13 protein-coding genes are annotated in these 14,237 nt (G+C 67.8%); 9 read left to right on the forward strand and 4 right to left on the reverse strand.

Going from position 1 to position 14,237, the window contains the following annotated elements; genetic code table 11:
• Window positions 1-21: 21 nt before the first annotated feature.
• Window positions 22-501 carry a tRNA (cytidine(34)-2'-O)-methyltransferase gene (locus tag AC5P9I_RS11525; RefSeq protein ID WP_049455011.1) on the reverse strand — a complete coding sequence of 160 codons (480 nt, stop codon included), beginning with the start codon at window positions 499-501 and terminating at the stop codon, window positions 22-24.
• A 69-nt stretch (window positions 502-570) separates the two neighbouring features.
• On the reverse strand, window positions 571-1,047 hold the full coding sequence (locus tag AC5P9I_RS11530; RefSeq protein ID WP_049470054.1) for an XAC0231 family protein: 477 nt from the start codon (window positions 1,045-1,047) through the stop codon (window positions 571-573).
• Window positions 1,048-1,463: 416 nt separating this feature from the next.
• Between AC5P9I_RS11530 and AC5P9I_RS11535 the strand changes: the two genes are divergently transcribed.
• The 4 genes from AC5P9I_RS11535 to AC5P9I_RS11550 all read left to right on the forward strand — a co-directional run bounded on the left by AC5P9I_RS11535 (window position 1,464) and on the right by AC5P9I_RS11550 (window position 6,888).
• A complete protein-coding gene (locus AC5P9I_RS11535) occupies window positions 1,464-4,313 on the forward strand; it encodes a M16 family metallopeptidase (protein ID WP_049470052.1) in 2,850 nt (949 codons plus the stop codon).
• A 152-nt stretch (window positions 4,314-4,465) separates the two neighbouring features.
• Window positions 4,466-4,783 carry a DUF4156 domain-containing protein gene (locus AC5P9I_RS11540; RefSeq protein WP_005407628.1) on the forward strand — a complete coding sequence of 106 codons (318 nt, stop codon included), beginning with the start codon at window positions 4,466-4,468 and terminating at the stop codon, window positions 4,781-4,783.
• Between the two features lie 102 nt (window positions 4,784-4,885).
• Entirely contained in the window at window positions 4,886-5,902 is a 1,017-nt protein-coding gene (locus AC5P9I_RS11545; protein ID WP_010487115.1) for a 3-oxoacyl-ACP synthase III, read from the forward strand.
• Between the two features lie 95 nt (window positions 5,903-5,997).
• A complete protein-coding gene (locus AC5P9I_RS11550) occupies window positions 5,998-6,888 on the forward strand; it encodes an alpha/beta fold hydrolase (protein ID WP_049470050.1) in 891 nt (296 codons plus the stop codon).
• A gap of 24 nt (window positions 6,889-6,912) precedes the next feature.
• Here the strand turns inward: AC5P9I_RS11550 and AC5P9I_RS11555 are convergent, their stop codons facing one another.
• Window positions 6,913-7,344 carry a YkgJ family cysteine cluster protein gene (locus tag AC5P9I_RS11555; RefSeq protein WP_029380125.1) on the reverse strand — a complete coding sequence of 144 codons (432 nt, stop codon included), beginning with the start codon at window positions 7,342-7,344 and terminating at the stop codon, window positions 6,913-6,915.
• A 104-nt stretch (window positions 7,345-7,448) separates the two neighbouring features.
• Between AC5P9I_RS11555 and oleC the strand changes: the two genes are divergently transcribed.
• From oleC to AC5P9I_RS11570, 3 genes are all read left to right on the forward strand, one after another.
• On the forward strand, window positions 7,449-9,107 hold the full coding sequence (oleC, locus tag AC5P9I_RS11560) for an olefin beta-lactone synthetase (RefSeq protein WP_049470044.1): 1,659 nt from the start codon (window positions 7,449-7,451) through the stop codon (window positions 9,105-9,107).
• Window positions 9,104-10,096, forward strand: a complete 993-nt coding sequence (oleD, locus tag AC5P9I_RS11565) for a 2-alkyl-3-oxoalkanoate reductase (protein ID WP_049470041.1) — start codon at window positions 9,104-9,106, stop codon at window positions 10,094-10,096. The genes oleC and oleD overlap by 4 nt, the downstream gene beginning before the upstream one ends.
• Before the next feature lie 81 nt (window positions 10,097-10,177).
• The gene (locus AC5P9I_RS11570; RefSeq protein ID WP_005407633.1) at window positions 10,178-10,333 is read left to right on the forward strand and encodes a DUF1328 domain-containing protein; all 156 of its coding nucleotides are present in this window, start codon (window positions 10,178-10,180) and stop codon (window positions 10,331-10,333) included.
• Between the two features lie 76 nt (window positions 10,334-10,409).
• On the opposite strand, the gene ddlA is transcribed toward AC5P9I_RS11570, so the two are convergent.
• Complete coding sequence (gene ddlA / locus AC5P9I_RS11575; protein WP_049470081.1) at window positions 10,410-11,504, reverse strand: D-alanine--D-alanine ligase; 1,095 nt, start codon at window positions 11,502-11,504, stop codon at window positions 10,410-10,412.
• Window positions 11,505-11,945: 441 nt separating this feature from the next.
• On the opposite strand from ddlA, the gene AC5P9I_RS11580 reads away from it, so the two are divergent.
• A complete protein-coding gene (locus tag AC5P9I_RS11580) occupies window positions 11,946-12,581 on the forward strand; it encodes a ubiquinone biosynthesis accessory factor UbiJ (RefSeq protein ID WP_049470039.1) in 636 nt (211 codons plus the stop codon).
• The gene (gene ubiB / locus AC5P9I_RS11585) at window positions 12,578-14,233 is read left to right on the forward strand and encodes a ubiquinone biosynthesis regulatory protein kinase UbiB (RefSeq protein ID WP_049470035.1); all 1,656 of its coding nucleotides are present in this window, start codon (window positions 12,578-12,580) and stop codon (window positions 14,231-14,233) included. The genes AC5P9I_RS11580 and ubiB overlap by 4 nt, the downstream gene beginning before the upstream one ends.
• Window positions 14,234-14,237: the final 4 nt, after the last annotated feature.

Here is a 14,237-nt window from a genome sequence, read left to right on the forward strand (position 1 = left end):
AAAGAAAGTGACACACGTGAGCTACGCCCCACCGGCAAACCCGTGCTGCCGCCACGCCTCGTACATCACCACGGCAACGGTGTTGGAAAGATTGAGGCTGCGGTTGCCCGGCCGCATCGGCAGGCGCAGGCGGCGGCCATCCGGCAGTGCATCGAGCACGTCCTGCGGCAGGCCACGGCTTTCCGGGCCGAACAGGAACGCATCGCCCTCTTCAAAGGCCACGCTGTCGTAGCGCACGCTGGCGCGGGTACTGAGTGCGAACAACCGATTCGGTGCGATCCGCGCCAGCGCGGTGTCCAGGTCGGGGTGCACCTGCAGGCGCGAGTACTCGTGGTAGTCCAGGCCGGCGCGCTTGAGCTGCTTGTCTTCCAGTGCGAAGCCGAGCGGCTCGACCAGGTGCAGCTGCGCGCCGGTGTTGGCACAGAGCCGGATCACATTGCCCGTGTTGGGCGGGATTTCCGGTTGGAACAGGATCACGTGGAACGGGGGCGCGGCATTCATCGGCGCAGTGTACCTGCGACGGCGGCCGGCTTTACGGCGCGCGCCCTGCGCTGGGCAGGGCGGCACCGCTTACGGGCGCAGCAGGACCTGGGCGGTTTCGGTGGCCAGTGCCTGCAGGTCGGCAGCGCTCGGGCGCACCTGCAGGGCCGGCAGGTTGACGATGACCGAGTTGGCGACGTTTGTGGCGGCGGCGGCCAGGGTGGCGGCGTAGCGCTGGGCTTCCAGTTCGGCGGCCAGGGCGACGCGCTGTTCCAGGCTCGGGCGCACTTCCACCGAGGCCAGGGTGGTGATCGGCATCGCGGCGGCGACCGGGGCGGCGACGTAGCCGTTGCGCTCGGCCAGCTGGTCAGCGCTGGGGCGCACTTCCACGGTGGCCAGGGTCGGGATGCCGCTGGCCTGTTCCCAGGCCTGCTGGGCCAGTTGGTCGGCGGCCGGGCGAACCTGCACGGTGGCCAGGGTCTTGATGGATTCGGAGGCCTGCACCGACGAAACAACCGCGGTGCCGGCGATCAGGGCGATGGCGATGGCAATGGTCTTGGTGTTCATGACGGGGCCTGTTTAGTGTTGTTGAGCGGTGGTGTGGTAGTAAGGTAGTACACCAATTCTGGGCATGCAAGAGAAATTTTCGATTTCCTGCATTTGTTCATTCTTCAGTCAGCTTTTGTCTGAAGCCCTTCCTGGCGCAGGAAGTACCAAGCAATCCGCGTGCCAACTTTTAGTTATTGATTTGAAAGGGTTTTTCGGCATCCGAAAAGTGTCCGCTGGGCGGACACCTGTCCATTCGTCGCGCCACGGACACAGTCCGGACGTCTTCAGCCGGCGCATGTGACGGGCCAGGCACGCCGATCGGGCCGGGAGCGGAGGGCCTTGGGGGCGAACACCCCCAGTGACTGGTGACCGATTCCGGCCGCCGCGCGCGCAGGCTAGGATCGGGGTTCACCTTCGTGACCAAGGATCCGGATATGTCTCTCGCCCTTCGCCCGCGCGCTGCACTGCTGGCCGTCGCCCTCAGCACCGCCCTGGGCACGCTCGCGCCCACCCATGCGCTCGCCGCCAAGCCAGCGGCACCGGCCAAGGTCGATATCCCGTACGAGCAGTTCACCCTGCCCAACGGCCTGCGCGTGATCGTGCATACCGATCGCAAGGCGCCGATCGTTGCGGTCAACGTCTGGTACCACGTGGGCAGCAAGGATGAACCGGCCGGCCGTACCGGCTTCGCGCACCTGTTTGAACACCTGATGTTCCAGGGCAGCGAAAACCACGACGGCGAATTCTTCGAACCGTTCAAGCAGGTGGGTGCCACCAACCAGAACGGCACCACCAACACCGATCGCACCAACTATTTCGAGAACGTGCCGACCACCGCGCTGGACATGGCGCTGTGGATGGAATCGGACCGCATGGGCCATCTGGTCGGTGCGATCGACCAGGCCGCGCTGGACGAGCAGCGCGGCGTGGTGCAGAACGAGAAGCGCCAGGGCGAGAACCAGCCCTACGGCCAGGCCTGGGACCAGCTCAACAAGGCGCTGTACCCGGTAGGCCACCCGTACCACCACGGCGTGATCGGGTCGATGAACGATCTCAACGCGGCGTCGCTGGATGACGTGAAGACCTGGTTCCGCACCTGGTACGGCCCGAACAACGCGGTGCTGGTGCTGGCCGGCGACATCGATCTGGCCACCGCCAAGGAAAAGGTCGCCAAGTACTTCGGCAGCATCCCGGCCGGCCCGACCATGGCGCAGCCGGCCGTGAACGTGGCCAAGCGCAGCGCCGACACGCGCGAGACGATGACCGACAAGGTGCCGCAGGCGCGCATCTACCGCGCCTGGAACGTGCCGCAGGTCGGCACCACCGAGGTCGATCAGCTGCAGCTGTTCGCGCAGGTGCTGGGCGGTGCCAAGTCGTCCCGCCTGAGCCAGCGCCTGCAGCACCAGGACAAGCTGGTGGACAGCATCGCGTCGGGCCTGTCGACGTCGCAGCTGGGCTCCAACTTCGTGATCATGGCGACGGTCAAGCAGGGCCAGGACCCGGCCAAGGTCGAGAAGATCATCGACGAGGAACTGGACCGGCTGATCAAGCAGGGCCCCACCGCGGCCGAGCTGGAGCGGGCCAAGACCGGTGCCCGCGCAGGCTTCATCCGCGGCATCGAGCGCATCGGTGGCTTCGGCGGCAAGGCCGACGCACTGGCCGAGTGCGCAGTGTTCACTGGCGACCCGGGCTGCTTCCGCACCTCGCTGGCCAGCATCGAGAAGGCCAGCGCTGCCGACCTGAGCCGCCTGGGCGCGCAGTGGCTGGACAAGGGCAGCCACACCCTGGTGATCGCACCGGGTGAACGCGTGGCGCTGAAGGAAGATCCCAGCCAGGCGCCGAAGCCTTTCAACGTACCGGCGGTGGACCCCAAGTACAGCACCCTGCCGGAGCAGGTCGACCGCAAGGCCGGCGTGCCGCAGACCCGCGAGTTCCCGCAGCTGAAGTTCCCGGCGCTGCAGCGCGCCACGCTGAAGAACGGCACCCAGGTGATCCTGGCCGAGCGCCATGAGATCCCGGTGGTGCAGTTCAGCTACCAGTTCCCGGGCGGCTTCAGTGCCGACCAGGGCCGCAAGCCGGGCACCGCCAACTTCACCATGAGCCTGATGACCGAAGGCGCCGGCAAGCTGGGCTCGCTGGCCTTCGCCGATGCCGCTGACGCACTGGGCGCCAGCCTGGATGCCTCGGCCGGCCTGGACTCGATGAGCGTGGACCTGTCGGCGCTGAAGGAAAACCTGGCACCGTCGCTGGCGCTGTACCGCGACCTGCTGCGTGAGCCGCGTTTCGAGCAGGGCGAGATCGACCGGGTCAAGGCGACCTGGATCGCCGGCATCCAGCAGGAGAAGGTCAACCCCGGTGCGGTGGCGATGCGCGTGCTGCCGCCGCTGCTGTACGGCAAGGGCCATCCGTATGCCATTCCGTTCACCGGTAGTGGCGACGAGGCGGCGATCAACGGCCTGACCCGCGAGGACCTGGTCGACTTCCACCACGACTGGCTGCGGCCGCAGAACGGCACCCTGATCGTGGTCGGCGACACCACGCTGGCCGAGATCGTGCCGCTGCTGGACAAGCAGTTGGGCGACTGGAAGGCGGCAGGCGATGCGCCGCAGGTGAAGGCGGCCACCGATGTCGCACTGCCGAAGGGCCCGCGCGTGTTCCTGATCGACCAGCCGGGTGCGGTGCAGGCCAACCTGTTCGCCGGCCAGGTGGTGCCGCCGTCCAGTGCGTCCAGTTCCACCCGCTTCGACATTGCCAACGGGGTGATCGGTGGCGACTTCACCTCGCGCCTGAACATGAACCTGCGCGAGGACAAGCACTGGTCCTACGGTGCGCGCAGCAGCGCGGTCAACTCGGTGGGCCAGCGCCCGTGGATGGCCAGCGCGCCGGTGCAGATCGACAAGACCGGCCCGGCGATGGCCGAGATGCGCAAGGAAATCGCCGCGTTCGCCGATGGCAGCAAGCCGGCGACCGCGGCCGAGGTCAACCGCATCCGCAACATCCAGACCCTGAGCCTGCCCGGTGCCTACGAGACCGCCAGCGCGGTGGCCGCCACCATCGGTTCGATCGTTCAGTTCAAGCGCCCGGATGACTATGTGCTGCGCCGCAAGGCCGAGATCGAAGCGATGACCCCGGCGCAGGTGCAGCAGGCCGCTGCCGAGATCAAGCCGCAGGCCCTGACCTGGGTGGTGGTGGGCGATCTCAAGCAGACCGAAGCGGCGGTGCGTGCGCTGAACCTGGGCGAGGTGACGGTGATCGACGCCGAAGGCAACCCGGTCAAGAAATAAGGGATGTGCCTGCCCGCCCCGGCGGGCAGGCCTCCCCAGGCAGTGCCGGCCGCTGGCCGGCAACCCCGTCATGCATCCGGGGTCAGAGCCCCGGCTACCCCCGATTCAGGCTGTTCAGGCAGAATCCCCCCATACCCTTCCAGGATCTGCCCATGCGCGTTCTGCTGCTTTCCTCCCTGCTGCTCACCGTCACCGCCTGTACCTGGGTGCCGATCGAACCGGCCGGCAAGGCGACCCGCGTGCTGCCGGCGGGCCCGGTTCCAGCCGGTTGCATCGCCAAGGGCGAGGTGGTGGTCACCGTGAAGAGCAAGGTCGGCTTCTACAACCGCAACCCGCTGCGGGTGCAGGAAGAGCTGGAAACGCTGGCCCGCAACGAGGCCCCCAGCGCCGGCGCCAATGCCGTGCAGGCCGCTGCGGCCCCCGCCGATGGCAGCCAGCGCTTTGCAGCGTTCCAGTGCCCGCCGCGCTGAACGCTTCACCATACGGCCAAGGCTGAATTCGTAAAGATGCGGTGAAAGCCCGGGGGTTATAGAATAGCGCCCCCTTTTGCCTGAGCCTTGGCGCTAACCTCGATGCTCTTCAAGAATGTCTCGATCGCCGGCCTGGCACACGTCGACGCGCCGCATACGCTGACGACCAAGGAAATCAACGAGCGGCTGCAGCCGACGCTGGATCGCCTGGGTATCCGCACCGATGTGCTCGGCGACATCGCCGGCATCCACGCCCGCCGCCTGTGGGACAACGGCGTGCTGGCCTCGGACGCTGCCACCATGGCCGGGCGCAAGGCGCTGGAAGACGCGGGTATCACCGCGACCCAGGTCGGCCTGCTGGTCAACACCTCGGTCAGCCGCGATTACCTGGAGCCGTCCACCGCCTCCATCGTGTCGGGCAACCTCGGCGTCAGCGACGAATGCATGACCTTCGACGTCGCCAATGCCTGCCTGGCCTTCATCAATGGCATGGATATCGCCGCGCGCATGATCGAGCGCGGTGATATCGACTACGCGCTGGTGGTGGATGGCGAGACCGCCAACCTGGTGTACGAGAAGACTCTGGAGCGCATGACCGCCCCGGACGTCACCGCCGATGATTTCCGCAACGAGCTGGCCGCGCTGACCACCGGTTCGGGCGCCGCCGCGATGGTGATGGCGCGCTCGGAGCTGGTGCCGGATGCCCCGCGCTACAAGGGCGGCGTGACCCGCTCGGCCACCGAGTGGAACCAGCTGTGCCTGGGCAACCTGGACCGCATGGTGACCGACACCCGCCTGCTGCTGATCGAAGGCATCAAGCTGGCGCAGAAGACCTTCAGCGCCGCCAAGATCGCACTCGGCTGGGCCGTGGAAGAACTGGACCAGTTCGTGATCCACCAGGTCAGCCAGCCGCACACCGCCGCGTTCATCAAGAATTTCGGCATCGACCCGAAGAAGGTCATGACCATCTTCGGCGAGCACGGCAACATCGGCCCGGCCTCGGTGCCGATCGTGCTGAGCAAGCTCAAGCAGCTGGGCAAGCTGAAGAAGGGCGATCGCATCGCGCTTCTGGGCATTGGCTCGGGCCTGAACTGCTCGATGGCTGAAGTGGTCTGGTAAAAAAGTCACCGCTGACCTGCTGCACGATGGGCAGCGATGATTTTTCCAAGTGTCCAGGGGCCGGTTCTACCGGCCCTTTCTACAGGTGCGATTCGATGTCCCAGCTTCCCGGTTACCCCGCCCACCCGCAGCGCTTCGAGGTCCGCCCGGGCCTGTCGATGAACTATCTCGACGAAGGCCCGCGCGACGGCGAAGTGGTGGTGATGGTGCATGGCAACCCGTCGTGGAGCTACTACTGGCGCACGCTGGTGGCCGGCCTGTCGGACAGGTACCGCTGCATCGTGCCGGACCACATCGGCATGGGCCTGTCGGACAAGCCCGATGACAGCCGCTACGACTACACGCTGCAGTCGCGCGTGGACGACCTCGATGCGCTGCTGAAGCACCTGGGCATCACCGGCCCGGTGACCCTGGCCGTGCACGACTGGGGCGGCATGATCGGCTTCGGCTGGGCGCTGTCGCACCACGCCCAGGTCCAGCGCCTCGTGGTGCTCAACACTGCCGCGTTCCCGATGCCGGCGGCGAAGAAGATGCCCTGGCAGATCGCGCTGGGCCGCCACTGGAAGATCGGCGAGTGGATCATCCGCAGCTTCAACGCATTCTCGTCCGGCGCCTCGTGGCTGGGCGTGGAGCGCAGGATGCCGGCCGACGTCCGCCGCGCCTACGTGTCGCCGTACAACAGCTGGGCCAACCGCATCAGCACCGTCCGCTTCATGCAGGACATCCCGCTGTCGCCGGCCGACAAGGCCTGGTCGCTGCTGGAACGGGCCGGCAAGGCGCTGCCGTCGTTCGCGGATCGACCGGCCTTCCTCGGCTGGGGCCTGCGCGACTTCGTGTTCGACCACCACTTCCTGAAGGGTTTCCAGGCCGCGCTGCCGCAGGCCGAGGTGCATGCCTTCGAGGACGCCGGCCACTACGTGCTGGAAGACAAGCATGAAGTGCTGGTGCCGGAGATCCGCGCCTTCCTGGACAAGAACCCGATCTGATCGGCTCCCGGGCCGGCACTACCATTACGCCGCGACCGGTGCCTGCGGCGGTGAGGACGGGCTGTTGCCGTTGTCGTCCGGATGGTCGTCGTCATTGTCGGCGTCATCGCGCCAGCGCCAGTCGGCCAGCGTCAGCGGATCCAGGCCATAGGCGATGCGTGCCTTGTCGCACTGCGGGCTGGCCTTGCCGTACTCCCAGGATGCATCCACCTCACGGCACACGCTGGGCCGGTTGGGGTGGATGGTGCAGCGCGAGTACACGCCGATCTGCGCATCCAGCGCCACGCAGCGCACCGGCTTGGAGTGGGTGCCGCGCATGCACAGGCGGTGCGGGTCCAGCACCTCGGTGAGCTGGTGCGGCACGCCGCCGGGGGTGACCTCGTCCGATTCCATCCAGTGGAAGGCCACGCGGTATTGGGTGCAGCAGGCGCCGCAGGTCATGCAGGGATGTTGCATGGGCAAGCCGCCTCGGGCGGCAGTCGGAATCAGGAACGAGGGAGCGGATTTTCCACGAAGTGGGCCGCCGCGCAAGAAATTCCGTAAGCGGCGACAATGAACGGATGAACCGACCCTGCAACATTGCCGCGCGCCTGCCTGAACTGGCGCGTGAACGCCCTGACCAGATTGCCATCCGTTGTCCCGGCCGCCGCGGCGCGGGCAATGGCATGGCGGCCTACGACGTGACCTTGGACTACCGCCAGCTGGACACCCGCAGCGATGCCATGGCCGCCGGCCTGGCCGGTTACGGGATCGGCCGCGGCGTGCGTACGGTCGTGATGGTGCGGCCCTCGCCGGAGTTCTTCCTGCTGATGTTCGCGCTGTTCAAGCTGGGCGCGGTGCCGGTGCTGGTCGACCCGGGCATCGACAGGCGTGCGCTGAAGCAGTGCCTGGACGAAGCGCAGCCGCAGGCCTTCATCGGCATTCCGCTGGCGCACGTGGCGCGGCTGGTGCTGCGCTGGGCGCCGTCGGCCACCCGCCTGGTCACGGTCGGCCGGCGCCTCGGCTGGGGCGGCACCACGCTGGCCGCGCTGGAGCGCGCTGGCGCCAGCGCTGGGCCGATGCTGGCCGATACCGATGGCGAGGACATGGCCGCGATTCTGTTCACCAGTGGCTCCACCGGCGTGCCCAAGGGGGTGGTCTACCGCCACCGCCACTTCGTTGGACAGATCCAGCTGCTGGGCAGCGCCTTCGGCATGGAAGCGGGCGGTGTGGACCTGCCGACGTTCCCGCCGTTCGCGCTGTTCGATCCGGCGCTGGGGCTGACCTCGGTGATTCCGGACATGGACCCGACCCGGCCGGCGCAGGCTGACCCGGCCCGCCTGCACGACGCCATCCAGCGTTTCGGCGTGACCCAGCTGTTCGGCTCGCCGGCCCTGATGCGGGTGCTGGCGCGGCATGGCCGGCCGCTGCCGACGGTGACCCGGGTGACCTCGGCCGGTGCCCCGGTGCCGCCGGATGTGGTCGCCACCATCCGCGGCCTGCTGCCGGCCGATGCGCAGTTCTGGACCCCGTACGGCGCCACCGAGTGCCTGCCGGTGGCGGTGGTCGAGGGGCGCGAACTGGAGCGTACCCGTGCCGCGACCGAGGCCGGTGCCGGCACCTGCGTGGGCAGCGTGGTTGCGCCCAACGACGTGCGCATCATCGCCATCGACGACGCACCGTTGCCGGAGTGGTCGCAGGCGCGCGTGCTGGCCACCGGCGAAGTGGGCGAGATCACCGTGGCCGGACCGACCGCCACCGACAGTTACTTCAACCGCCCGCAGGCCACCGCGGCGGCGAAGATCCGCGAGACGCTGGACGACGGCAGCACGCGCATCGTCCACCGCATGGGTGATGTGGGCTACTTCGACGCGCAGGGCCGCCTGTGGTTCTGCGGGCGCAAGACCCAGCGCGTGGAAACCGCGCGCGGGCCGCTGTACACCGAGCAGGTCGAGCCGGTGTTCAACACCGTGGCCGGCGTGGCGCGCACGGCACTGGTCGGCGTCGGCGCCGCCGGCGCGCAGGTGCCGGTGCTGTGCGTGGAACTGCAGCGCGGCCAGTCCGACAGCCCGGCGCTGCAGGAAGCGCTGCGTGCACATGCCGCCGCCCGCCTGCCGGAGGCCGGCCTGCAGCACTTCCTGGTGCATCCGGCGTTCCCCGTCGATATCCGTCACAACGCCAAGATCGGCCGCGAAAAGCTCGCCGTCTGGGCCAGCGCCGAACTGGAGAAGCGCGCATGAAGATTCTGGTCACCGGCGGTGGTGGTTTCCTTGGCCAGGCGCTGTGCCGTGGCCTGGTCGAACGTGGCCACCAGGTGCTGGCGTTCAACCGCAGTCATTACCCGGCGCTGCAGGCGATCGGCGTGGGCCAGATCCGCGGCGACCTCGCCGATGCACAGGCGGTGCTGCACGCGGTGGCCGGCGTCGATGCGGTGTTCCACAACGGTGCCAAGGCCGGGGCGTGGGGCAGCTATGACAGCTACCACCAGGCCAACGTGGTCGGCACCGACAACGTCATCGCGGCGTGCCGCGCGCATGGCATCACCCGGCTGGTCTACACCTCCACGCCCAGCGTGACCCATCGTGCCACGCATCCGGTGGAAGGCCTGGGCGCGGACGAGGTGCCGTACGGGGAAGATTTCCAGGCGCCGTATGCGGCCACCAAAGCGATCGCAGAACAGCGCGTGTTGGCGGCCAATGACGCCGCGCTGGCGACGGTGGCGCTGCGCCCGCGGCTGATCTGGGGCCCCGGTGACCAGCAGCTGGTGCCCAGGCTCGCCGAGCGTGCGCGGCAAGGGCGCCTGCGCCTGGTCGGCGATGGCAACAACAAGGTCGATACCACCTACATCGACAACGCCGCGCTGGCGCACTTCCTCGCCTTTGACGCCCTGGCACCGGGCGCTGCGTGTGCGGGCAAGGCCTACTTCATCTCCAACGGCGAGCCGCTGCCGATGCGCGAGCTGGTCAACAGGCTGCTGCAGGCGGTGGGTGCGCCGACGGTGGACAAGGCGATCAGCTTCAAGACCGCCTACCGCATCGGCGCCGTCTGCGAGCGGCTGTGGCCGCTGCTGCGCCTGCGCGGCGAGCCGCCGCTGACCCGCTTCCTGGCCGAGCAGCTGTGCACGCCGCACTGGTACAGCATGGAACCGGCACGCCGTGACTTCGGCTACGTGCCGCAGGTCAGCATCGAAGAAGGGCTGCGCAGGCTGAAGGCTTCATCTGCCGCATAGATCGCCATCACTGGTTGCACACCGCTGGATCGGGAGGATGGACCCACGCCATCCAAGGCTCGACCACCCGCGAGGAGCGCCATGCTGCACTACGCCATTATTTTCTTTGTCATCGCCATCATCGCCGCCGTTCTGGGTTTCTCCGGAATTGCCGGCGCCGCAACGAACATCGCCTGGATCCTGTTCGTGGTGTTCCTGATCCTTGCCGTGATCTCGATGTTCCGCAAGCGAGGCTAGCCGGTAGTGCCGGCCGCTGGCCGGCATCGCTTTCCGCAGAGTCGAGCCATGCTCGACTCTGCGGGCGATCACCACGTTACACAGCGCTCTGCAGCCCGCGATCGGCCTCATGGCGCTCCAGCGCCAGTTCGATCAGGCGGGTGATCAGCGTGGTGTAGTCGATGCCGCTGGCGCCCCACAGCTTCGGGTACATGCTGATCCGGGTGAAGCCCGGCAACGTATTGACCTCGTTGATGATGATCTCGCCGCCCGCGGTGAGGAACACGTCCACGCGCGCCATGCCCGCGCACTCCAGCGCCTGGTAGGCCTGCAGGGCGATCTGCTGGATGCGTGCCTGCGTGAGGGCATCGATATCGGCCGGCACCACCACGTCGGCGCCATCTTCGTTGATGTACTTGGTGTCGTAGGCATAGAACTCGTCGTGCACCACTACCTCGCCGCACAGGCTGGCCTGAGGGTGCGCGTTGCCCAGCACCGCACATTCGATCTCGCGGCCGGCCACCGCCGATTCCACCAGCACCTTGTGGTCGTAGCGCAGTGCCAGTGCCAGCGCCTCGGCAAAGCCCGCCGCATCCTTGACCTTGCTCACGCCCACCGACGAACCCTGGTTGGCCGGCTTCACGAACAGTGGGAGGCCGAGCTGCGCGATCACCGCATCGACATCGACTGCCGCCGCCTGGTGGCGACGGATGCACAGCCACGGCGCCACTTTCAGGCCAGCGTCGCGCAGCAGGCGCTTGGTCACGTCCTTGTCCATCGCCACGGCCGATCCCAACACTGGCGAACCGACGAAAGGCAGGTTGGCCATGCGCAGCAGGCCCTGCAGCGCGCCGTCCTCGCCCAGCGGCCCGTGCACGATCGGCAGCACCACATCGATCTGCGCCAGGGCGCTGGCCGCGTCCGAGGGCTGCAGCTGCGCCTGCTCGGCGCCCGGAAGGACCGCCAGCGACAGGCCGGAACGATGCAGCGCGATGCGGGCCGGATCGTCGGCATGCAGCAGGAAGGTCGCCGGTTCGCTCAGATGCCACTGGCCCTGCTTGTCGATGCCGACCAGCACCGGCTCGAAGCGCTCGCGATCAAGGGCGTCCAGGATGTTCTTCGCCGACTGCAGTGAAACTTCGTGTTCGGAAGACTTGCCCCCGAAGATGATGCCGACCCGGGTCCGTGCCATGGGAAATGCGATGTCCTGTGCGTTGCGTGGCCTCATAGCATGAACCTTCATCGGCCCTCCGCGTGAGGCACAGATGAACCAGAAATCCATCCACGCATGGCGTGGATCGACCGTCCTCATGGCCCATCAACAGGGGTCGAAGCCCGTTGCGGAGCAACGGGATCCGATCCCACGGACGACAGGAAACTGTCGAAGGAGGGGTGGGTCCGGTTGCGGGAGTGTCCGCGGCATGGATGCCGCGGCCAATCCCGCACGGACGGGTTTACGGCGTCTCCCGCAACCGGACCCACCCCGCATCCCCACAGGAAGCCAGCTTTTGATGTTGCTGTTGCTGTTGCTGTTGCTGTTGGGGTTGAGGTTGCCGGCCAGCGGCCGGCACTACCGCGGGTGCCGGGCGGCAGCCCGGCCCAAGCTCCCCACCCACGCAGGTAGAATGCGCGCATGGCTCCTTCCCTGCTCAAGTCCCTCAAGCCGGTCGCTGGCCGCGCCCTGCAGATCGCCCTGAACCGCGCGCTGGCGCTGGATCCGGATACCCGCCATGCCCTGGCCAGCCTCGAAGGCCGGCACATCGACCTGACCCTGGAAGCGCCGTCGCTGGCGATGCGCATCAGCGTTGATGGCGACCAGCTGCGGGTCGGACCAGTGGATGCGCAGGAAGCCGACCTGGCCGTGCGCAGCAGCCTGGCCGGCGTGCTGGCGCAGCTGCCGCTGCTGGCCAACGCCCGGCGCGGCGAATCCAACAGCAAGGGCCGCGTGCGCGTGGCCGGTGACGCCGAACTGGCGCGCCGCCTGCAGCAGCTGGCCAAGGGCTTCGATCCGGACTGGCAGCAGCCGTTCGTCAGCGTGTTCGGCGAGGTACTGGGGGTGCAGGTTGCCAACACCCTGCGCAGTGCCCTGCAGCATGCGCGCCAGGGGGCAATCGACCTGGCCCACAGCGCCGCCGAATTCATCACCGAGGAGTCGCGCGATGTAGTGCCGCGCGCCGAGCTGGATGCCTTCCACGATGACGTGGACGTGCTGCGCGATGACGTCGAGCGCCTCGGCGCGCGCGTGCAGCGCCTGCGGGGTGCCGCATGAAGGCCGTGCTGCGGGCCAGCCGCATCGGTCGGGTGATCCTGCGTTACCGCCTCGACGACCTGCTGCAGGGCACGCCGGCCGAGCGCTGGCTGCGCCTGGCCAAGCCATTCGTACCGCGTGCCTCGGCCGACATCGCCGTGCAGTCGCGCGGTGCGCGCCTGCGCCTGGCGCTGCAGGATCTCGGCCCGATCTTCGTCAAGTTCGGCCAGATCCTGTCCACCCGCCGCGACCTGGTGCCGCCGGACGTGGCCAACGAACTGACCCTGCTGCAGGACCGGGTCAAACCGTTCGATGGCGAAACCGCACGCCGCATCGTCGAGGATGCCCTCGGCCGGCCGGTCAGCGAGGCGTTCGCCAGCTTCGATACCGAACCGCTGGCCTCGGCCTCGATCGCGCAGGTGCATGCGGCCACGCTGGCCGATGGCCGCCAGGTGGTGGTCAAGGTGCTGCGCCCGGGCATCGAGAAGCAGATCGACGCCGACATCGCCCTGCTCAATTCGCTGGCCGCGCTGGTCGAGCGTACCCATCCGCGTGCCGACAAGATCCGTCCGCGTGAAGTGGTGGCCGAGGTCGAGAACACCCTGGCCGCCGAACTGGACCTGCAGCGCGAAGGCGCCAACGCCAGCGTGCTGCGCCGCTTCTGGGAACACAGCGACGATCTGTACGTCCCGGAAGTGATCTGGAGCCACACCGCCGAGCGTGCACTCACCCTGGAGCGGGTGTGGGGCATTCCGTCCGATGACATCGTCGCGCTGGACAAGGCCGGCATCGACCGCAAGGCGCTGGCTGCCAAGGGCGTGCGGGTGTTCTACACCCAGGTGTTCCGCGACAATTTCTTCCATGCCGATGCGCATGCCGGCAACATCTGGGTCGACACCGATCCGGCACGCCGCGCCAATCCGCGCTTCATCGCGCTGGACTTCGGCATCATGGGGCAGCTGTCGCAGGAAGATCAGTACTACCTGGCCGAGAATTTCATGGCCATCTTCAACCGCGACTACCGCCGCATCGCCGAGCTGCATGTGCAGGCGCGCTGGATGCCGGACAACGTGCGCATCGATGATCTGGAAGCGGCCGTGCGTTCGGTGTGCGAGCCGTACTTCACCCGCCCGCTGTCGCAGATCTCGCTGGCCGAAGTGCTGATGAAGCTGTTCCGCGTGGCCCAGCGCTACCAGTTGACCCTGCAGCCGCAGCTGATCCTGCTGCAGAAGACCCTGCTGAACATCGAAGGCGTCGGCCGCCAGCTGGACCCGCAGATCGACATCTGGGCGGTGGCCAAGCCGGTGCTGGCGAAGATCCTGCGCGAGCGCTACAGCCCGCGCCGGATGGTGCGCGAGATCGGCAAGCGCCTGCCGGAGATCATGACCCACGCGCCGGACATGCCGCGCCTGGTGCATGCCTGGCTGACCCAGCAGGTGGAGGGCCGCCATGAGCTGGCGATGCGCTCGCGCGATCTGGTCGCGCTCGACGCCAGCGTGCAGCGCCTGCAGAAGCGCGCGGTCGGCGCAATCACCGGCGTTGGCCTGCTGGCCATCGCCGCGCTGATGTACGTGCTGCAGCCGCCAGGCTGGTACTGGGGTGAGGTGCCGATGTGGAGCTGGGTATCCGGTGCCGTCGGTGCGCTGGCGCTGGCGCGCGCGTGGTGGAAGTAGACCC

The organism is Stenotrophomonas sp. YJH_SMC_29 (genome assembly GCF_059371235.1).

Excerpts from the sequence above, each read along its gene's own strand:
- AC5P9I_RS11525 (WP_049455011.1), bottom strand. The coding sequence starts at position 501 with ATGAATGCCGCGCCCCCGTTCCACGTGATCCTGTTCCAACCGGAAATC.
- AC5P9I_RS11530 (WP_049470054.1), bottom strand. The coding sequence starts at position 1,047 with ATGAACACCAAGACCATTGCCATCGCCATCGCCCTGATCGCCGGCACC.
- AC5P9I_RS11535 (WP_049470052.1), top strand. The coding sequence starts at position 1,464 with ATGTCTCTCGCCCTTCGCCCGCGCGCTGCACTGCTGGCCGTCGCCCTC.
- AC5P9I_RS11540 (WP_005407628.1), top strand. The coding sequence starts at position 4,466 with ATGCGCGTTCTGCTGCTTTCCTCCCTGCTGCTCACCGTCACCGCCTGT.
- AC5P9I_RS11545 (WP_010487115.1), top strand. The coding sequence starts at position 4,886 with ATGCTCTTCAAGAATGTCTCGATCGCCGGCCTGGCACACGTCGACGCG.
- AC5P9I_RS11550 (WP_049470050.1), top strand. The coding sequence starts at position 5,998 with ATGTCCCAGCTTCCCGGTTACCCCGCCCACCCGCAGCGCTTCGAGGTC.
- AC5P9I_RS11555 (WP_029380125.1), bottom strand. The coding sequence starts at position 7,344 with ATGCAACATCCCTGCATGACCTGCGGCGCCTGCTGCACCCAATACCGC.
- oleC (WP_049470044.1), top strand. The coding sequence starts at position 7,449 with ATGAACCGACCCTGCAACATTGCCGCGCGCCTGCCTGAACTGGCGCGT.
- oleD (WP_049470041.1), top strand. The coding sequence starts at position 9,104 with ATGAAGATTCTGGTCACCGGCGGTGGTGGTTTCCTTGGCCAGGCGCTG.
- AC5P9I_RS11570 (WP_005407633.1), top strand. The coding sequence starts at position 10,178 with ATGCTGCACTACGCCATTATTTTCTTTGTCATCGCCATCATCGCCGCC.
- ddlA (WP_049470081.1), bottom strand. The coding sequence starts at position 11,504 with ATGGCACGGACCCGGGTCGGCATCATCTTCGGGGGCAAGTCTTCCGAA.
- AC5P9I_RS11580 (WP_049470039.1), top strand. The coding sequence starts at position 11,946 with ATGGCTCCTTCCCTGCTCAAGTCCCTCAAGCCGGTCGCTGGCCGCGCC.
- ubiB (WP_049470035.1), top strand. The coding sequence starts at position 12,578 with ATGAAGGCCGTGCTGCGGGCCAGCCGCATCGGTCGGGTGATCCTGCGT.